The sequence below is a fragment of the Halorubrum sodomense genome, from assembly GCF_900111935.1.
Classification (GTDB): Archaea; Halobacteriota; Halobacteria; order Halobacteriales; family Haloferacaceae; genus Halorubrum; species Halorubrum sodomense.
In genome coordinates this window covers 355,216-373,968 of sequence record NZ_FOYN01000002.1, presented here as the reverse complement: position 1 = coordinate 373,968, position 18,753 = coordinate 355,216, and the positions used below count along the sequence as shown (strand labels likewise).

General features: G+C 70.1%; 20 protein-coding genes. 8 read left to right on the top strand and 12 right to left on the bottom strand.

Annotated elements, in window-relative coordinates:
• Positions 1-3 precede the first annotated feature (3 nt).
• Both glyS and BM286_RS06770 read right to left on the bottom strand, forming a co-directional pair.
• A complete protein-coding gene (gene glyS, locus BM286_RS06775) occupies positions 4-1,806 on the bottom strand; it encodes a glycine--tRNA ligase (RefSeq protein WP_092920817.1) in 1,803 nt (600 codons plus the stop codon).
• Positions 1,807-2,655 carry a CBS domain-containing protein gene (locus BM286_RS06770; RefSeq protein ID WP_092920816.1) on the bottom strand — a complete coding sequence of 283 codons (849 nt, stop codon included), beginning with the start codon at positions 2,653-2,655 and terminating at the stop codon, positions 1,807-1,809. It abuts the gene before it with no gap.
• Between the two features lie 254 nt (positions 2,656-2,909).
• Between BM286_RS06770 and BM286_RS06765 the strand changes: the two genes are divergently transcribed.
• Positions 2,910-3,128 carry a DUF7556 family protein gene (locus BM286_RS06765; protein ID WP_092920815.1) on the top strand — a complete coding sequence of 73 codons (219 nt, stop codon included), beginning with the start codon at positions 2,910-2,912 and terminating at the stop codon, positions 3,126-3,128.
• A gap of 128 nt (positions 3,129-3,256) precedes the next feature.
• Here BM286_RS06765 and BM286_RS06760 read toward each other — a convergent pair whose 3' ends face one another.
• From BM286_RS06760 to BM286_RS06750, 3 genes are all read right to left on the bottom strand, one after another.
• Positions 3,257-4,153, bottom strand: a complete 897-nt coding sequence (locus BM286_RS06760; RefSeq protein WP_092920814.1) for a ketopantoate reductase family protein — start codon at positions 4,151-4,153, stop codon at positions 3,257-3,259.
• Between the two features lie 80 nt (positions 4,154-4,233).
• Positions 4,234-5,475: a threonine synthase gene (locus BM286_RS06755; RefSeq protein WP_092920813.1), complete on the bottom strand. Its 1,242-nt coding sequence runs from the start codon at positions 5,473-5,475 to the stop codon at positions 4,234-4,236.
• Complete coding sequence (locus tag BM286_RS06750) at positions 5,475-6,431, bottom strand: succinylglutamate desuccinylase/aspartoacylase family protein (protein WP_092920812.1); 957 nt, start codon at positions 6,429-6,431, stop codon at positions 5,475-5,477. The genes BM286_RS06755 and BM286_RS06750 overlap by 1 nt, the downstream gene beginning before the upstream one ends.
• 152 nt (positions 6,432-6,583) lie before the next feature.
• Here BM286_RS06750 and BM286_RS06745 point away from each other — a divergent pair, with 152 nt between their 5' ends.
• Positions 6,584-8,764, top strand: coding sequence for a caspase family protein (locus BM286_RS06745; protein ID WP_092920811.1), 2,181 nt, complete (start codon positions 6,584-6,586; stop codon positions 8,762-8,764).
• Here the strand turns inward: BM286_RS06745 and BM286_RS16025 are convergent.
• Entirely contained in the window at positions 8,748-8,879 is a 132-nt protein-coding gene (locus BM286_RS16025; protein WP_449272173.1) for a DUF7503 family protein, read from the bottom strand. The two genes, BM286_RS06745 and BM286_RS16025, sit on opposite strands and share 17 nt — an antisense overlap.
• A 218-nt stretch (positions 8,880-9,097) precedes the next feature.
• Here BM286_RS16025 and BM286_RS06740 point away from each other — a divergent pair, with 218 nt between their 5' ends.
• Complete coding sequence (locus BM286_RS06740) at positions 9,098-9,346, top strand: hypothetical protein (protein ID WP_092920810.1); 249 nt, start codon at positions 9,098-9,100, stop codon at positions 9,344-9,346.
• Between the two features lie 94 nt (positions 9,347-9,440).
• Positions 9,441-10,238 carry a helix-turn-helix transcriptional regulator gene (locus tag BM286_RS06735; RefSeq protein WP_092920809.1) on the top strand — a complete coding sequence of 266 codons (798 nt, stop codon included), beginning with the start codon at positions 9,441-9,443 and terminating at the stop codon, positions 10,236-10,238.
• Positions 10,239-10,255: 17 nt separating this feature from the next.
• Here the strand turns inward: BM286_RS06735 and BM286_RS15915 are convergent, their stop codons facing one another.
• Both BM286_RS15915 and BM286_RS06730 read right to left on the bottom strand, forming a co-directional pair.
• Complete coding sequence (locus BM286_RS15915; RefSeq protein WP_255510209.1) at positions 10,256-10,381, bottom strand: hypothetical protein; 126 nt, start codon at positions 10,379-10,381, stop codon at positions 10,256-10,258.
• A gap of 97 nt (positions 10,382-10,478) precedes the next feature.
• Positions 10,479-11,012: an inorganic diphosphatase gene (locus BM286_RS06730; RefSeq protein WP_092920808.1), complete on the bottom strand. Its 534-nt coding sequence runs from the start codon at positions 11,010-11,012 to the stop codon at positions 10,479-10,481.
• A gap of 343 nt (positions 11,013-11,355) precedes the next feature.
• On the opposite strand from BM286_RS06730, the gene BM286_RS06725 reads away from it, so the two are divergent.
• Positions 11,356-11,706, top strand: coding sequence for a PadR family transcriptional regulator (locus tag BM286_RS06725; protein ID WP_092920807.1), 351 nt, complete (start codon positions 11,356-11,358; stop codon positions 11,704-11,706).
• Positions 11,707-11,810: 104 nt separating this feature from the next.
• On the opposite strand, the gene BM286_RS06720 is transcribed toward BM286_RS06725, so the two are convergent.
• A complete protein-coding gene (locus BM286_RS06720; RefSeq protein WP_092920806.1) occupies positions 11,811-12,620 on the bottom strand; it encodes a DUF7108 domain-containing protein in 810 nt (269 codons plus the stop codon).
• Entirely contained in the window at positions 12,607-13,203 is a 597-nt protein-coding gene (gene rnhA, locus BM286_RS06715; RefSeq protein ID WP_092920805.1) for a ribonuclease HI, read from the bottom strand. The genes BM286_RS06720 and rnhA overlap by 14 nt, the downstream gene beginning before the upstream one ends.
• Positions 13,204-13,336: 133 nt before the next feature.
• Here rnhA and BM286_RS06710 point away from each other — a divergent pair, with 133 nt between their 5' ends.
• The 3 genes from BM286_RS06710 to nreA all read left to right on the top strand — a co-directional run bounded on the left by BM286_RS06710 (position 13,337) and on the right by nreA (position 16,729).
• Positions 13,337-14,332, top strand: coding sequence for a transcription initiation factor IIB (locus BM286_RS06710; protein WP_092920804.1), 996 nt, complete (start codon positions 13,337-13,339; stop codon positions 14,330-14,332).
• Positions 14,333-14,389: 57 nt separating this feature from the next.
• Positions 14,390-15,316, top strand: a complete 927-nt coding sequence (locus BM286_RS06705; RefSeq protein WP_092920803.1) for a beta propeller repeat protein — start codon at positions 14,390-14,392, stop codon at positions 15,314-15,316.
• 84 nt (positions 15,317-15,400) lie between these two features.
• The gene (gene nreA / locus BM286_RS06700) at positions 15,401-16,729 is read left to right on the top strand and encodes a DNA repair protein NreA (protein WP_092920802.1); all 1,329 of its coding nucleotides are present in this window, start codon (positions 15,401-15,403) and stop codon (positions 16,727-16,729) included.
• Between the two features lie 304 nt (positions 16,730-17,033).
• Here nreA and BM286_RS06695 read toward each other — a convergent pair whose 3' ends face one another.
• Both BM286_RS06695 and BM286_RS06690 read right to left on the bottom strand, forming a co-directional pair.
• Positions 17,034-17,330 carry a DUF7130 family rubredoxin-like protein gene (locus BM286_RS06695; protein WP_092920801.1) on the bottom strand — a complete coding sequence of 99 codons (297 nt, stop codon included), beginning with the start codon at positions 17,328-17,330 and terminating at the stop codon, positions 17,034-17,036.
• Between the two features lie 344 nt (positions 17,331-17,674).
• Positions 17,675-18,670, bottom strand: a complete 996-nt coding sequence (locus BM286_RS06690; protein ID WP_092920800.1) for a radical SAM protein — start codon at positions 18,668-18,670, stop codon at positions 17,675-17,677.
• Positions 18,671-18,753 lie beyond the last annotated feature (83 nt).

Genomic DNA, 18,753 nt, shown 5'->3' with positions numbered 1-18,753 from the left:
CCCTCAGTTCCCCGCGGTCTCGACGTCGGTGTCGACCGCGTCGTACCGGTCGGCGACGGACGCGAACGGCTCGCCCTCGCGCAGCGCGGTCAGCTCGTCGGCCAAGTCCGCGACCGGGATCCGGACCTGCGCCGCGGAGTCGCGCTCGCGAAGGGTGACCGTGTCGGGACCGTCGCCCTCGATGCCGTCGCGGTCGACCGTGACGCAGAACGGGGTGCCGACCTCGTCCTGCCGGCGGTATCGGCGGCCGATCGAGCCGGAGTCGTCGTACGCGACCGCGAGGCCCGCCGCGCGCAGGTCGGCCGCGACCTCGTCGGCGAGCGCGGTGAGGCGGTCGTCGTTCGTCACCAGCGGGAAGACGGCGGCGTCCTGCGGCGCGACCTCGGGCTCCAGGGAGAGGTAGGTGCGCGCCTCGCCGTCGACCTCGTCCTCGTTGTACGCGTGCGCCAGCAGCGTCTGGACGGTCCGGCCGACGCCGAAGGAGGGCTCGACGACGTGGGGCGTGATGTGCTCGCCGCTCTCGGTCACCTCCTCGACCGAGAAGTTCGCGACGTCGGCGTCGACCTCGCGGGTCGCCGCGTCGTCGCCCTCGCCCACCGTCACCGCGACCGTCTCGCCGTCGAAGGCGTCCGGGTCGCGCTCGGCGAGCGTCTCGAGCGCCTCCGCGACCGCGGCCGCGTCGCCGCCGAACTCGGGCCCGAGGACGGACATGTCGGGATCGACGGTCGCGCGCTCGACCGTCTTCGGCTCGTCGTAACGCTTGAACACCGTGAAGGAGTCGTCGCCGTGCTCGTCGTGCTTCGAGAGGTCGTAGTCGCCGCGGTACGCGAAGCCGGCGATCTCGATCCAGTCGCCGTCGACCTCGCTCTCCGCGTCCCAGCAGTCGGCCGCGTAGTGGGCGCGCTCGCCGGCGAGGTGCTGGCGGAACCGGAACCGGTCGAGGTCGACGCCGACGCGCTCGTACCACTCCTGGGCGACGCCGAGGTAGTAGCCGACCCACGGGGAGCCGATGACCCCCGACTCGACCGCCTCGCCGACCGTCGTCTCGAGGTAGTCGCCGTCGTCGGCCTCCTGCTCGGTCGCGGGGTACAGCCGGACCTCGACGTCGCGCACGCGGTCGAGGGGCGGCTCGTCCGCCTCGGGGTCGATGAACTGCTCCAGCTCGGCCTGCGTGAACTCGCGGAGGCGGAGCAGCCCGCCGCGCGGCGAGATCTCGTTGCGGTAGGCGGGGCCGATCTGGGTGATCCCGAACGGGAGGTTCCCGCGGGCGTACTCCTTCAGCCGCGGGAACTCGACGAAGATGCCCTGGGCGGTCTCCGGGCGGAGGTAGCCGGGCTGGGCGTCGCCGGGCCCGATGTCGGTCGCGAACATGAGGTTGAACGCCTCGACCGGCTCGCCGGCGAGCGGCGTGCCGCAGGCCGGGCAGGCGATCTCGTTGTCCGCGATCAGCTCCGCGACCTCCTCGCCGGGGAGCGCCTCGGCGTCCTCGACCTCGGTGGCGTCCTCGACGAGGTGGTCGGCGCGGTGGGACTCGCCGCACTCGGGGCACTCGACGAGCATGTCGTCGAACCCCTCCAAGTGACCGGAGGCCTCGAAGACGGGCTCGGGCATCACCGTCGGCGCCTCGATCTCGCGGTTCCCCTCGCGGATGGTGAACCGGTCGCGCCACGCGTCCTCGACGTTCCGCTTGAGGGCGGCGCCCTGGGGCCCGAACGTGTAGAAGCCGGCGGTGCCGCCGTACGCGCCGTTCGAGCCGAAGAAGAACCCGCGGCGCTTCGCGAGTTCGGCGAGCGCGTCCGCGGCCATCTACAGCCCCTCCAGCAGGTCCACGTCGCGGACGATCCCGTCGAGGTCCGTGCCCGACACGAGCGGGACCTGCTCGATGTCGTTGCTGATGAGCTCCTGGGCGACCTCCCGCGCCGTCCGCGTGGCGTTGACCGTGATCAGGTCTTCGGTCATGAAGTGACGGACCGCCTCCGCGGGGATCTCGACGTTCCGGGTCGGGAGGTAGCGCGCGCCGGTCGCCTTGATCCCCTCCCAGGACCACTCGGAGTCCTCCTCGGCGATCGAGTCGCCGGTGCTCGCCTCGCCCTCGACGACGCGGGCGACCGCGAGGATGTCGACCTCGGTGAGCATCCCCGCGACCGCGGCGTCGTCGTCGAGGACGACCGCGTACGGGACGCCGGAGAGCCCGATCTCGCGCTCGGCGACCGGCAGCGGCGTCGCGGTGTGGGTGGCGTTGACCGAGCGGGTCGCGAGCTCGCCCACCTCGGTCTCGCCGTCGACCTCGCCGCGGGCGATCGCCCGCACCACGTCGGTGACGGTGAGGATGCCGACGAGCTCGTCGCCGTCGACCACGGGGAGGCGCCGCGACCCCTCAGCGACCATCGTTCGGGCGGCGTCGACGATGTCGTCGTCGGCCCCGACGGTCGGCACCTCGCGCATCAGGAGCGCCAGCTGGTCCTCGTCCGGCTGGTCGATCAGGTCGTCGCGCGTGACGAGCCCCCGGTACACCTCGTCGCCGTCGACGTCCTTCACGACCGGCACCGACGAGAACCCGTGGTCCTGGATGTACTCCAACACGTCGTTCCGGCTCCCGGGGATCTCGACGACGACGAGCTCCGACCGGGGCGTCATGGCGTCTGCGACGTTCATGCCCGCCTTTCAGCGCGACACCTCTTGTATACTGCGAAGGTGTGCGGAGCCGAATCACCGAGGGGACGCGGGGACGTCGGTGTGCGGTTCGGGCCCCATGAGTCGATGAGAAACCCGACACGTTTCGCCGTATCGTCGGCCGATCGGCGGTTTTTCGACAGATACGTCGGCGGGCAGTCCCGGACATCTCCGATTCGACGGCCGATCTCGTCCGGGTTCGCAACTCTTATAACTACTGTGAACAATTCACAACCATGTCACGGAGTTCCACTCCTTGGGACGAGCCGGACCCCGACCGCCGCCGTACGGCGCTGCCGACGGAGCCGAGGCTCGACGCCGCCGCGCCGGACGTGATGGCGTCGATCGACTCCTCGTCGTCGCGACCGGAGTTCGTCATCGCGGACGTCTCGCGGGAGGACGCGTGGGTGTCGGTCGACGAGGCCGACGCGACCGTCCTCGAGGAGTGGTGTTGAGCGCGTAGCCGCCGCCCCGTTTTCCCTCGCCGTCGCCCCGTTTTCCCTCGCCGTCGCCCCGTTTTCCCTCGCCGTCGCCCCGTTTTCCCTCGCCGCCGTCGCGTATGGCACCGGCGGCGGCGCCCCAATCACCGGAGTCCGCGAGACGCTTCCCAGCCGCGGATCAGCGAACCGACCGTCCGACAGGTCGGCGCCGGCACGCCGTGCCGGTCCGCCCGGTCGACGACCGCGCCGTAGACGGCGTCGACTTCGGTTCGTCGCCCGTTCTCGACGTCCTCGCGCATCGACGACCGGTTGGCGGCGGTGTCGCCGGCGACGCGCTCGACGGCCGTGACCGCCCGCTCGTCCGGGAGGTCGACCCCGACCGCCCGGGCGACGCGGGCCGTCTCGCGGGCGGCCTCGCGAGCGACCCCGCCGGCGGGCCCGTCGAGCGTCGGTCCGTTCTCGGTCCGCGCGAGCGCCGAGGGGCCGTTGATCCCGGCGTTGACCGCGAGCTTCTCGAAGCGTCGCACGGGCATGTCGTCGGCGACGGTCACCTCGACGCCGGCCGCCTCGAAGGCCGCTCCGACCCGCGCGGCGGCCGGGCTCGCGCCGCCGGAGAGCGCGCCGACCACCACCGCTCCGACGCCGGTGCAGGTGACGCGGCCCGGCTCGACGAACCGGGCGCCGTAGCTCGCGGTGCCGGCGAGGACCGTCGCGTCGAGCGCGGCGACCAGCCGCTCCTCGGTGAGCCCGTTCTGGAGCGAGCAGACCGCCTCGTACTCGCCGGTCGCGAGCGCGCGGGCCGCCGCGTCGGTGTCGTACGCCTTGGTCGTGACTAATGCGAGGTCGGCGGCACGGTGCCGCCCGTCGGTGAGCGCTCGGGGCGTGACGCGGGCGTCGACCTCGCCGTCGACCCGGAGCCCGTCCTCCCGAATCCGCCGCATGTGCGGGTCGCGCCCGACGAGCGTCACGTCGTGTTCGCGCGCCAGCAGCCCGCCCACGAGGCTCCCGAGCGCGCCCGCGCCGTAGACGAGCACCTTCATGCGAGGACGGACGAGCGCCGACTGAAAAGGGATAACGGTGGGGTAACCCGCCGCTTCGGGGCCGCCGACTCCGACCAGACTCAACCCTTCAGTCCGCTCCCGGTCAGCGGCACCACCACGTCCTCGTCGGGACCGATCTCGCCGCGCCCACGGAGCGTCCGCAGCGCCGCGGGCGCGACCGCGCAGGTCGGTTCCGTGTAGAAGCCGGCGGCGTGGAGCCGGTCGAGTTCGCGCGTCGCGGCCGCCTCGGTGACGGCGAGCGCGTCGCCGCCGGTCGCGGCGATCGCCGCGCGGATCTCGCGGTCGCGGACCGGCTCCGCGATCTGGATCCCGTCCGCCGCGTCGTTGACCGCGTCGTCCGGATCGGCGGCGTCGGGGCCGTGAAGCGCACGGACGATCGGCGCGACCCCGGCCGCCTGCGCGCCGTAGAGCCGGGGAACCGCGTCGATCCAGCCGGCGCGTTCGAGCCGGCGGAACCCGCGGTAGGCGCCGAGGAACAGCGTGCCGTGGCCGAGCGGCGTCACGACCGCGTCGGGGGCGTCCCAGCCGCGCTGGGACGCGATCTCGTACGCGACCGTGGCGGTGCCCTCGAGGAACGCCGGGTTCCAGGCGTGGCTGGCGTACCAGGCGGGGTCGTCGCCCGCGGGGTCGTCCGCGTCCTCACCCACGGCGTCGTCCGCGTCACCGAGCGCCGCCACGCACGCGTCCGTCACGTCTCCCCGGCTCCCCTCGATCCGGACCGGGTCGGCGCCGGCGCGTCGGATCGCCCGGAGCTTCGATTCCTTCGCGTCGGCCGGGACGTAGATCTCGGCGTCGATGCCGGCGCGGGCGGCGTAGGTCGCGACCGCGGCGCCCGCGTTGCCCGAGGAGTCCTCGACGACGCGCTCGACGCCCAGCTCGCGGGCCCGGGTCAGCGTCGTCGTCGCCCCGCGGTCCTTGAACGAGCCGGTCGGGAACACGTACTCCAGCTTGAACGACGCGTTCCACGGAGGGAATTCGGCGTCTCCGGCGGCCCCGTCCTCGCTCCGGTCGGCGTCGACGAGCGGCGTCATCCCCTCGCCGAGCGTCACCCGATCGACGGGGTCGTCCCCGACGGCGAGCAGGTCGTCGAACGCCCAGAGCCCGTCGCGCGCGTCGAACGACTCGGGGTCGGGCGCCTCGCCCGCGGGCGTCGGCGGGCCGGCGAACTCGAGGGGCGAACCGCACCGACAGCGCCAGCGGTCGCGGTACGTCTCGCCGCACTCGGGGCAACGGAGCCGGTCGGGTTCGGATGCCCTCGACGACGGAGTTTCGGAGTCGCGGGCGTCGGTAGGGGACCCCATCAGTATCGGTCGACGTTGGTTCCGATCGAGCAGACGTACTCGCCCGCGGCCACCTGTGGGAGCCGACGGGTCCGCCAGAAGATGCCGTCGGTGTCGGCGGTCACGCGGCCCTCTAAGGCGCCGAAGGTGTCCGTCACCTCGAAGAGGACGTCGCCTTCGGAGACGCGCTCGCCGAGCTCGCGCTCGAAGCGGACCAACCCCCCGGCGGGCGAGCCGTACTGGTCGAAGCCGCGGGCGCGCGTCTGGGATTCGAGAGAGGCGTCGCCGTCGAGGAACCCGTAGTGGCGGAGGACGTTGAACACGCCCTCGACGCCGTACCGGATCGACTCCTCGTCCCAGCCCACGCAGCCGCCGAGTTCTGGGTCGACCGTGGGGATACCGTGTTCCGGGCCGGCCCGTGCGAGCTGGCCGTCCGGGCCCTTGATGTCGAGTACGTGCCCGCAGCCGAACGCCTTCGCGAGCTCTAAGCAGTCGCCGTGGAGCCGGTGGCGGACGCCGCAACGCACGCGGGTCTCGTTTATCATCCGGCTCGTCGACCCCTGGTGGAGGTCAAGGATGTAGTCGGCGCGCGTGGCGGCCTGAAACGTCTCGTGGGCGATCCGTTCGCTGGTCGTCCCGTCGGCGTCGCCCGGGTAACCGCGGTTCATCTTCCGGTCGTCGACCGGGTTCCGGTGTTCGGCGGCCTGGAACGCGAAGTGGTTCACGATGCCGACGACGAGGACGGAGCCCGACAGCTCGGCCGGGTCGATCCGGGGGACGACGCGGTTGACGACGCCTAACCCGTTCAGTTCGTCGCCGTCGCTCACCGCCTGGACGTACAGCGTCGGCCCGTCGGCCGCGCCGTTGATCGCGGCGACCGGGAGCCGGACGGGGCTCCCGTCCCGCATCTCTCCCACCTCGAGACGGCCCGTGTCCGTCTCCCCCGGAGAGGCGCGGGCCGTTCCCAGCGTTATCATTACGCGGAGGTGGGGCGGCCGGGACTTTATCCGTTCGGTCCGCGGCGATCCGACCGACGCAACCTTTATCGCCGCTATCGCACAACCCAGTGGCACGCACTACCGCGGCGCCGGTCTCCCGTACCCGACGACGACCGTCGCGGCGAGTTCCCATGAGCATCGACATCGACCCGCTGCGCGAGGCCGACGGGATCACCGTCACGGACCACATCGAGAACACCCAGTTCGAGGTGTACACCGACCGGCCGGTCGACCCCCGTCCGCGCCCCGCGTCGGACCACTACTTCCCGGTCGACACCAGCGTCGCCGTCGAGACCGGCTCGATCGAGATCCCGCGGGTCGCGGTCGTCGAGACGCGGGACGGCGACGGAGTGCTCCTGACCCACGGGGACTGCTACGAGATGCCCGGCGGGACCTATCACGTCGGTATAAACCCCGCGCCGACGAAACTGTACCTCACCTTCGACGCCGGGTTCTCCGTCTCGACGACCGACCGGACCACCCGGATCGACCTCGACGCGCCGGCCACCGTCGGGCTCGGCTTCCGGTCGCTCCACCAGACGCCGGCGGGGACGATCACCACGCCGACCGATCCGGAGTCGCTGATGGACGCCGTCTCGCTGCTCGGGTCGGCGCTCCAGACGACCAGTCCCGAGCGGTCGTTCCCGACCCTGCGGGGCCATCCTCCCCTCATCGAGCCCGGCGAGGAGTTCCGCGTCCCCGAGCGGGTCGAGCCGGTCGAGAGCGGCGTGCGGATCGTCGTCCCGCCCGAGTACCGCTACCTCTACCCCGTCGTCTCGCTGGCGTACTACTTCGCCGCCGACGTCGTCCCCGGCGACGCCCCGCGGATCGAGGGCGACGGGTGGACGTACCCGCTCGAACCGAAATTCGAGGCGCGGGCCGCCGAGGTGCTCAGGCAGTCGTTCCACATGGACTGTCTCGCCCGCACGGAGGGGTTCTACCCGGTCGACCTCCACGAGCGCGAGACGACGGGCCTCGACCTCGACTGGGGGCGGCTGTACGACCTCCCGCTCGCCGAGCGGCTCGGCGAGTACCTCGACGTTCCGTTCGAGGCGGTCGAGCCCGAACTGCCGCAGTGGACGCTGACGACGGACGTGCGTCCCGACCCAGGGAACGTGGAGATGCTCCCGTTCGTCGCCGGCGAGCTGTCGATCGTCCGCTCGCCGGAGACCGTCACGCCGGCGGACGACGACGGGGGCGTCGGCGTCGGCTTCTTCGGCGGCGCGGGCCGAAACTCGGCGGCGACCACGAGGCGGGAAGTCCCGGGCGGCGGCGTCGACCTCGACAGCCGTGGGAGCCCCGCCGGCGGCGAGTTCGTGCGCGGCGCCGCGAGCGCGGGGGTCACCCGCGGGGCGGACGCCTCCACGGAACGCGGGGCCGTCCCGGCGCAGACCGAATTCGTCCGACCGGAGCCGGTCGACACCGTCGAGCACGCGTGGGTCGGTGACGGCGTCCCGCTCGACGCCAACAAGGCGACGCTCGACGCGTACCACCGCCGGCTCGAAGTCGGGCAAGTCGAGCAGTCGCGGATCTCCGTCCTCGTCGTCTGTAACGACGATCAGATGCGCGAGGAAGGGAACGTCGCCGACCTGTACGGGCTCCGCGACATGGTCCAGTTCGACATCGAGGTGCGCCACGACCGCACCCGCGAGGAGATGCGCGAGACCCTCGAGTCCGACGTCGACTTCCTCCACTACATCGGCCACGTCGACGACCGCGGGATGCAGTGCGCGGACGGCTACCTCGATCTGACCGACGAGGACCTCGAAATCGGCGTCAGCGCCTTCCTGCTCAACGCCTGCCAGTCCTACCAGCAGGGCGAGGCCCTGATCCACCGCGGCTCGCGCGGCGGCATCGTCACGCTCTCAGACGTCGCGAACTCCCCCGCGACGACGCTCGGCCGGATCATCGCCCGACTGATGAACAGCGGGTTCAACCTCCGGACCGCGCTCCACGTGGCGAAACGGGAGTTGATTACGGGTCACCAGTACATCGTTGTCGGCGACGGGGGGACGACGATCTGTCAGAGTCGGAGCGGCGCCGCGTTAGTGCTTAATTTAGAACCTACCGAGACAGAGTGTTTAGATCTACTGATAGAAGGATTCCCGAACGGACCTTACGGCGTCGGTAGTTTGATGTACATAAATTTGGACAAAGACGACAAGAACCACCTGATTCCCACCAACGTGGATATTAAATCGGTAACAACTAACGAAGTTAAGGAATTTCTGGATTTAGAAGATACCCCGATATTCTACGACAAGGAGCTAACTTGGAATAATAAGCTGACTGAACTTACGGACCAGGGTTAACAGCTGCTTGGTTCGCCGCTGCGGGCGCCGCCTGCGTCAGCAGCAGCAGCGCGGTGAACAGGACGCCGGCCATCTTCGGGTGCTCTGCAACGTAATCTGCCACACTTTCGTGCATATTCGAAAAGTATCAGGATAAATAAATATTAAGATTGTTCTGCGGTTGAATTATAGAGATATTTGAAACATTTTATATTTGTATTAAATTGGTAGGAATCGTTGGACGCCGAGAAACGGCCGATTCTACGGAGGCCATGGACGACTGAGAACCGGCGCTCTCGCGGGATCCACCGAGGACCGCGTTTTTTCACCGGCGAGCGCGCAGGTCAAGCCGCAATGACCGACATCGAGGCCGCGATCCGGGAGGCGTTCAAGCACACGGAGTACGACCTCGGCGACATCGCGGTCAACCGGCGACAGGTCCGCGTGCCGGTGATCCAGGAGGGGGCCGACCCCGACGCGCTGCGGGCGGTGATCGAGGAGGCACTCGGCGCGGACGGGCTCGCGGCCGTGACGGTGACCACGGAGCGGATCGCCGGCGAGGACACCGTCGGCACCGTCGTGTCGTTCCGGTACCGGGACTGACGCGACCGGCGAGCGCGGAGGGACCCGAGCGCGGCGCCCGCGACCGCGACGCGGTACGGTTAACAGGGCGGTACCCGTACACACGGATCGTACGATGACGGCCGAGGACGGACACGACGGCGCACAGTACCTCGCCGGCTCGCCTGTTCGGGTCGCGATACTGCGGGCGCTACGCGACGATCCGCGGCGCCCCGCGGAGTTGACCGACGCGGTCGACGCCACCCGAACGACGGTCCAGCGGATCCTCGCGGGGTTCCGCGAGCGCGACTGGGTGGTGAAACGCGACGCCGCCTATCGGGTGACGCCGACCGGTGAGCGCGTCCACGACGCGTACGAGACGCTCCTGAGGGAGGTCGAACGCGCCGACCGCTACGGCCGGTTCGCGGCGACCGTCGAACGCGTCGGGGTCGACTTCCCCGGAGACGGGATCCCCGACAGCGAGCTCACGGTCGCGTCCGATCAGAACCCCCTGGCGGCCGTCGACCGGCTCACGGAGCTCCTCCGCGAGAGCAGCGGCGCCGAGATCCGGGCCGTCTCTCCCGTCGTCCTCCAGCAGTTCAACGAGGCGGCGGCCGCGGCGTTGGACGGCGGCGCGAGCGTGGAGCTGATCATCGACCGCGACGTGGCCGACGCGTCGGTCGCGGAGTTCGAGCCGGCGACCGACCGAGCGCTCGACGACGACGACGCCGAGGTGTACGTGAGCGCAGAGCCGATAGAGTACGGACTGTTCCGGTGTGACGACATCGCCTGCGTGACCGCGTACGACGAGCGGAACAACCCGCGGTGCGTGCTCGAATCGACCGACGAGGCGGTCGTCGACTGGGTCGACGAGGCGTTCGAGACGCTTCAAGCGGACGCGGCGCGGCTCTCATCGGTCGTCGAACGAGTCTGAACGGGCGTCAGCGACCCCTACGCGTCGTCGCTCGCGGCGGTGTCGTCGGGAGCCGCGCCGTCCGGCGTGTCGTCGTCCGGATCGAAGTTCGCGGGAACGACCGTCGGGTGATCGATGCCGACGGCGGGCGTGGTGGCGCTCATGATTCCGCTAGACGATACGCGACTCGCGCCCTAAAAATTACCCATAGGCATAACGCATCCGATCGCGGGCGCCGGATGTGCCCAGGTTATATCGTCGCTACGCGATCTGCTCGTCGTACAGCTCCTGCGCGTGTTCGATGGCCGCTTTCGCGGCCGCCTTGTCCTCCCAGCCGAGCGTTTCGACCTCCTTGCCGGCCTCGAGGTTCTTGTACGTCGAGAAGAACTCGTCTATCTCGTCGCGGATCTGTCGGGGGATGTCCTCGAGGTCCTCGATGTGATCGAACCGGGGGTCCTCGGTCGGCACCGCGATCACCTTGTCGTCCTGCTCGCCGTCGTCGTCCATCTTCATCAGCGCGACGGGGCGGGCCTCGACGACGCAGCCGGGGAACGTCTGGTCCTCGACGAGCACCATCACGTCGAAGGGGTCCTCGTCGTCGTAGTACGACTGCGGGATGAAGCCGTAGTCGTACGGGTAGTGGACGTTCGAGTGAAGCACGCGGTCGAGCACGACGCCGGGGACGTCCTTGTCGTACTCGTACTTGTTCCGCTCGCCTTTGAGACACTCGACGACGGCGTAGATCTCGTCCGGCGCGTTCGGTCCCGTCTCGAGATCCTCCCAGAGGTTGACCATGTGCCCGTGGATGGGTCGAAGTCGGGCAAAGTCCTTTCGGGATCGCCTGAGCCGATGCGCTGGCGGCGGAACGGGGACGCGGCACCGCGTCACCGGCCCGAGCCCGCCAACCGCCGATCCGCGGGTTTCGATCGCGAACCGAAGCGACGGTACGACCGAGAGATCGTCGACCGGCTCGGCGCAAACGGAATCGATCAGTCGAACGCGCTCCGCGGCCGGATCGCACGGGTGTCCGCCGAGAGACCGTCGATACCGAGAGATCCGGACGAACGTTCGGAGTTACGCATCGCAGCGATCGTGAACGTTGAGAAAGACTATAAGTTCGGGTCCCCTTCCCTCAGGCATGTCAGAGGCACAAACAGTCACTGATGAATCGAGGGCGGCAAGCGATCTCACGGCGTTCCAGCAGAACATCCTCACCATCCTGGCCGAGGAGCCGATGTACGGTCTCGCCATCAAGCGCGAGCTGGAGGAGTACTACGGCTCCGAGGTGAACCACGGGCGCCTCTACCCGAACCTCGACGACCTCGTCGACTACGGGTTCGTCGGGAAGAGCGAGCTCGACAAGCGGACGAACCAGTACGAGCTCACCGAGGCCGGCCACGACATCGTCCTCGGCCAGATCGAGTGGGTCCTCGGGCGCTTCGTCACCGACGAGGCGCGCGCGGACGAGGTCCGTGCGCTGCTCGAGTAAGGGCGACGGCGCGCGGTCCCGCGCGGTCGACGGCATCGAATCCGATCGAAAATTCCTGGCACACGGCGCGGCGAAAGCCGCGTTCTCTTTTCGATGAGCCGCCGCTACGCCGGATCGTCGGCGGAACCGTCGGCGTCGGCGGAGTCATCGGCAGGATCGTCGACGTCGGCGGAGTCATCGGCAGGATCGTCGACATCGGCGGAGTCATCGGCAGGGTCGTCGATGTCGCCGGCGACCGACTCGATCACGGACAGCGACTCGTCGACGGCGTCGAGCTGCTCGTCGGTCGGCCACCCGTTCCGGACCAGGTACTCCTCGCGGAACTCGGCGCGCATCGCCGGCGTGGCGTCGTCGACCGGGCGGACGTAGTGGTTGCTCATGAACGCCGCGAACGTCTCCGCGGTCCGGGCGTGAACGTCCGGCTCCCGATCGGCGACCGCCTCGGCGACCGCTTCGTTGTACGCGGCCACCTGGCGGTAGCGGTCGGCGTCGCCGGGACCGGACAGCGACACCTCGACCGCGCGGTCGGTGTCCTCGACGCGGTCGAGCCGGACCGTTCCGTCCTCCATCCACTCGTCGGGGTACAGCACGAGCGCGTCGTCCTCGTCGCGGACGCGCGCGGTGTAGCCGTACTCGGCGGCCAGCGCGTCGCGCCGCTCCCGGTACTGGCCGGCCGCCTCTTCGATCTCCGGCGTCGGCTCCGCGGACTCGGCCTCGCGGGCGAGTCGCGTGAGCCGCTCCGCCTCGTCGACCGCCGCGACCGGCACGTCCGGGACGCGCTCGTCGTCGGGGTGGGGATCGGCGTCGTCCTCGTCGGCGGGGCCGTCCGCCTCCGCGTCGGCTTCCTCCGCCGCCATCATCTCGCGCGCCCGTTCCTTCGCCCACTCCGGCGGATCGTCGTCAGTTCGCGTCATCGAGTGCCTCGTTCGCCAGATCGTCTGCGCGTTCGTTTATCTCCCGCGGTACGTGCGCGATCGACCAGCGGTCGAACCGTTCCAACAGCTCCCGGGCGCGGACTCGTCGCTCGCGGAGTTCCGGGTCGTTGGCGTCCCACTCGCCGCGGATCTGCTTGACGATCAGTTGGGAGTCCCCCCGCACGTCGATCGCGTCGAAGCCGTACTCGTCGGCCCCCTCCAGCGCGCGGATCAGCGCCGCGTACTCGGCCTGGTTGTTCGTCGCGCGGCCGATGCGCTCGCCGCCCTCGGCGACGACCCCGTCGGACGCGACCAGACACCACCCGACCGCGGCCGGCCCCGGGTTCCCGCGGGAGGCGCCGTCGAAGTAGACGTGCGCGCGGCCGCCGCCGTCGCGGAGCAGAGCGGTCAGTCGGGTGGGGTCGCTCCCCTGGACCACGACCTTGTCGTCGTACGCGACCGCGACGGCCCCGTCGCGCTCGGCGCGCCACCGCTCGTGGGGCGTGTTCCCCTCGTCGATCCGGACGCCCTCGCCCGCGAGTCGCTCGCGCGCGGCGGCCGGGTCGCAGTCGATCGTCGGCATTCGTTCGAACTCCGTGCCCGCCGGACAAAGGGCTGTCCGTCCGCCGTCGAGTTGAGCGGCGGGACCGAGCGTGGTATCGAACCACACACTAACGAACTTTTAAGTTAAACCATTTCGATAGCATATAAATGCGATGACACGGCCCACCCGGCAACGGGATCACGACCGGCAGCGCGTGGGGGACGAAGACGCCGAGGAAGACGAGGTCGACGTCGCGGAGATCGAGGACGTCGACGAACTGGACCCCGAGGACTTCGATCCGGAGGATCTCACCCGGACGGCCGACGGGGAGCTGATACACGAGGAGACGGGGATGATCATCGAAGACGAGCAGATCGATCCCGGCCCGGAGTGGCGCGCGTTCAACCACTCGGAGCGGCAGGAGAAGTCGCGCGTCGGCGCCCCGACGACGAAAACGATGCACGACAAGGGGCTGACGACGACCATCGACTGGAAGGACAAGGACGCGTACGGTCGCTCCATCTCGTCGAAGAAGCGGTCGCAGATGCACCGGCTGCGGAAGTGGCAGGAGCGCATTCGAACGAAGGACGCCGGCGAGCGCAACCTCCAGTTCGCGCTCTCGGAGATCGACCGGATGGCGAGCGCGCTCGGGGTGCCGCGCTCGGTGCGGGAGGTCGCCTCGGTGATCTATCGACGCGCGCTCAACGAGGACCTGATCCGCGGCCGCTCCATCGAGGGCGTCTCCACCGCCGCGCTGTACGCCGCCTGCCGCAAGGAGGGGATCCCCCGGAGCTTAGAGGAGATCTCCGAGGTCTCGCGCGTCGACCGCAAGGAGATCGGCCGGACGTACCGCTACATCTCTCAGGAGCTCGGCCTCGAGATGCGCCCGGTCGACCCGAAGAAGTACGTGCCGCGGTTCTCCTCCGAGCTGGAGCTCTCCGAGGAGGTCCAGTCGAAGGCCAACGAGATAATCGAGACGACCGCCGAGCAGGGCCTGCTCTCCGGGAAGTCGCCGACCGGCTACGCCGCCGCCGCCATCTACGCGGCCTCGCTCCTCTGTAACGAGAAGAAGACCCAGCGCGAGGTCGCCGACGTCGCGCAGGTCACCGAGGTCACCATCCGCAACCGGTACCAGGAGCAGATCGAGGCGATGGGGATCCACAGCTAACGGGCCGGGGCCGACGGGAGGCGTACGGTTTTTTCGCTCGGTCACGGATCACGACACATGCTCGTCTGCGGAACCCACAACGGGCTGTATCGGCTCGACGGGCCGCACGGCGACCCGGTGCGGGTCGCCGCGTGCGGGCGCGTTCGCGAGGTCGTCCGGAGCGGCGACGCCCGGATCGCCGCGACCGCCGAGGGGCTGTACCGCTCGACCGACGGGACCGAGTGGCACCGGCTCGACGGCCCGGACGGCCCGGTCTCCGTGCTCGCCGGCCCCGAGACCGTGCTGGTCGGGACGGGCTCGATCGACGTGCTCCGGGCGCGGCCGGCGGCCGACGGCGACGGGTGGCGCTTCGACCCGGTCGGCGACCTCGACGCGCATCCGCACGGCGAGCGGTGGCGGGACCGCGCGCCCGGGGCGTCGCCGAGCGTCAGGACGCTGGCGGTCCACCCGGAGAACGGCGTGCTCGCGGGGCTCGAACCCGGCGGCGTCTACGCGTTCGACGGCGACTTCTGGCGGCGGTACGGGCGGGGCGTCCACGACGACGTCCACGACCTGCGCGTGCTCGACGGCGGCGCCGTCGTCGCCGCCACCGGGAACGGGCTCTACCGGACGGACGACGGCGACCGGTGGTACCGGCTCGACACCGACTTCCGCGACTTCTGGGCGAACTACTTCCGCGAGGCGGTCGTCCGCGACGGCCGACTCTACGCGGGGGCGAACCGCTGGGGGCCGGAGGCGCCCTCGGGCGTGACGCTGTCCGGGCCCGTCGACGGCGACGGGTTCGACGCCGACCCCGTGCCCGCCGCCGAGCCGGCGTTCGTCGCCTCGTGGGCGGTCGCCGACGGGACGCTCGTCGGCGGGACGCTGCGCGTCGACGAGGACGGGTTCGCGGGCGGGGAGCCGACGCCGCTGGTCGTCCGCGAGGACGGCGCGTGGCGCACGGGCGCGACGCTACCGGCCGGCGTGACGTCACTCGCGACCTGAGCGGCGGGCGACGCGCCGCGGGTCGGGACGAAGCCCCGCCCGCCGCCGACACCGTCAAGTCGCGCTCGGCCCTACACGAAACGAATGCGGCTCGACGAGTTCATCGAGTTCGAGGCGAACGAGCGCGCCGAGCGGCGGCGCCTCGCCGCGGAGAAGGATTACGGGATCGTGGACCACCTCGACTCCTTCGAGCGCCGCTTCGACGAGCACGTCTCCGACGACGCCGTCGTCGGCAGCGTCTCGCCCTCTATCTTCGTCGGCCGCGCGGACTACCCGAACGTCTCGACCGGGCTCCTCTCGCCGGTCGGCCGCGAGGAGCGCGCCGCGGCGTTCGAGACCTCCGCGGCGTGGTACGACGAGGGCGTCTCCATCTCGGACGTGTTCGACCGGCGGACGAGCCTGCTCAACTCGACCCGCGGGGTCGACGTGGCGGACGCGGGCGCGACCGGCGGAGTGAAGTCGGTCGGCGGCGCGAGCGGCCCGGCCGAGAGCGTTCACGACGCGTGGGACGGCTGGCTCGGCGTTCAACGCGAGGTCGCCATCGCGGACCGCCCGGTCGACGTGGAGATCGGTCTCGACGGCCGGCCGGACCTCGACTTCGAGGTCGGGACCGAGGACATCAAGACGCCGACGGGACCGCGGGCGGCGGCCCGGACCGCCGACCTGGGCGAGAATCCGCACGTCCCGCGGCCGGTACAGAAGACGCTCGAGGACGACGACTGGCGCGCCGAGGGGGCGATGACGTTCCTCTACCGCCGCGGCTTCGACGTGTACGAGATCAACACGATCCTCTCGGCGGGCGCGCTCGGGCGCGGCGAGAACCGCCGGCTCGTCCCGACGCGCTGGTCGATCACGGCCGTCGACGACACGGTCGGCCAGTTCCTCCGCGGGTCGATCCGCGACGACCCGACCGTCGACCGGATCGAGGTCCACCGCAACGAGTACCTCGGCAACGCGTTCTGGGTGATCCTGGTCCCGGGCCGGTGGGAGTACGAGCTCGTCGAGATGAAGTCGCCGGGGTCGATCTGGAACCCCGACCCCGAGGCCGGCGTCTACCTCGCGGCCGCGAGCGAGGGCCGCGAGGGGCGGACCGGCTACGTCGAGGAGACGGCGGGCGCCTACTACGCGGCCCGGCTCGGCGTCTTGGAACACCTCGACGACCGCGGGCGGCAGGCGAAGGCGCTCGTCTTGCGCCACGTCTCCGACGACTACTGGGGGCCGGTCGGCGTCTGGCAGGTGCGCGAGGCGGTCCGGAACGCGTTCGAGGGCGAGCACGGGGCCGCGGAGACGTTCGGCGAGGCGGTCCGCGGCGTCGCCGACCGCCTCCCCGTCTCGCTCGGGCGCCTCCGCCGGAAGTCGACGATGGCCGCCGGGCTCCAGGCGAACCTCGCGGACTTCGCCGACGCGGACTGAGCCGGCTGGCGGCGACGGTTATTTATAAGCAACTGTGGGGGCGGTATCGTCTATTTATAGAGAGACGTGCGGTGGCGCGTGCCCGCGAGCGGCCGCCCCCGGCGGCCGTGAGCGGCACCGCGCGAGGGACGCGGCGACCGGAGCGCAGCGGAGGGAGCCGCGAGGCTGGGGAGGCGTGAGGTGCGGTCGCTGTGCGGTGCGGGGCGGGGCGGGGCGGGGCTTCGGGGGTGTCAACAGCGTCTATGTAGTCAGCCGCTCACAGATAACAGATACAGACACGGGGGCGCTTCTCACGGTAGTCGTCTCAGTCCTCGGCCCAGTAGTACAGCTCCTCGCGGGGCGCGTCGCAGCTCGGGCAGTTCGCGGGGAGCTGGTCGCCGATCTCGCCCATCTCGCCGCACTCCCAGCAGCGCCACATCACGTAGGCGGTGCCGAACACGTCGCGCGCGCCGGTGAGCGTCAGCGTGTCCGTGTCCGACGGCGACGCGACGTAGAAGCCGTCGTCGTCGACCCCGCGGATCGACCCGAGGCGCTCGCCGTCCTCGTTGTACACCTCCTGCCCGATGCTCACGTTCGCGAAGACGGGTTCTTCGGAAGCCATACGCGGCCGTACGCGCTGATCCCCTATAAGTGTGGGAGCAGATAGCACGCCACGTTCGAGATTTCGACCGCCGCTCGACGGGGAACACCGCCAAAGCCCCAGCCGCGACGACTCGCGGCTGCCCCTTCGAGCCCCGCCCCGCACCGCACAGCGACCGCACCTCACGCCTCCCCAGCCTCGCGGCTCGCTCGGGTCTCCCTCCGGTCGCCCCGTCGCTCGCCGCGTCCCTCGCGCGTGCCGACTCGCGGCCTCCGCTTCGCTCCGGCCGCTCGCAGGTGCGCGCCACCGCCGTTCCTACGGGTACCGAACGAGAATCGCCGTCAGAAGAACCAAGATCCGTCCGTTCAGGCGACCGGGGTGCGCTCGACGACGGTCCCGTCGACGGTCGGGTACTGCTCGACGATCTCGCCCTCGTCGAGGTCGCCGTCCTCGACCATCTCCTCCAAGAGCCACCACGCGACCTCGACGTGGTCCGACTTGACGGTGTAGAACTGCTCGGGGACGCCGAGCGCCTCGAAGCGCTCGGGGGCGGCGAACGCCTTCCCGTAGACGAGCGTGCCGTCGTCGGTCACCTCGTCGAACTCGCGACGGATGTTCTTCGCCATCCGCTTCAGGCGGTTCCGGTGTTGGGCGGCGTCTTTGAACACCGACGTACAGAAGTACACCTTCTCGTGGCTCGCCATCTCCTCTAAGATGGCGTCCTTCGACCCCTCGACCGCGGACATGTGGCCCTCCTGAAGCTCGAAGCCCTTCTCTTGCATCCGGCGGTAGTTCCCGTCGGACATCTCGAACTCGTTGATGTTACAGAACTCCGCGGCGCCCTCGTCGAGGAACTCCAGGAACTCCGGCTCCGCGCGGATGCCGGGGATCTCGAAGGCCGGCGTGAGCCCCTCCTCGCGGGCGATATGGAGTATCTCTTCCCACTCGGTGCCGTGCATGTCGCCCCACAGCTCGAGGGGCGGGTGGAAGCGGATCTCGTCGAGACCCGCCTCCGAGAGGCGGCGCATGTTCTCGCGGCCGCCCGTGATCCCGGTGTAGAGGTGGGTGTGGTGGTCCTCGCCGAACTCGTCTTTCAGCAGTTCGAGGTACCGGGTCGTCTTCGCCATCGCCTCCTGCGGTTCGCCGCCGGTGATCGAGGTGCCGAGCGCGCTCATGCGCTTAGCCTCCTCGATCACGTCTTCGTCCGACTCAACCTTCCGCTCGTTGGCGTACACGTCGGTGACGTTCTTCCGGTTCTCTCCGAGGGGGCAGTAGAAGCAGTCCCGCTGGTCGCAGTAGCCGTAGACGAACAGCACCATCTTCCCGCCCTTGGCGCACTGTTCACAGCCCTTGGAGATCATCTGTCTCTCGTTACCGGCCGCGGCCTGAAAAAGCGTCCGAACCGCGCGTTGCCGGGAGACCCGTTGTCACGGGCGCGAGTAGA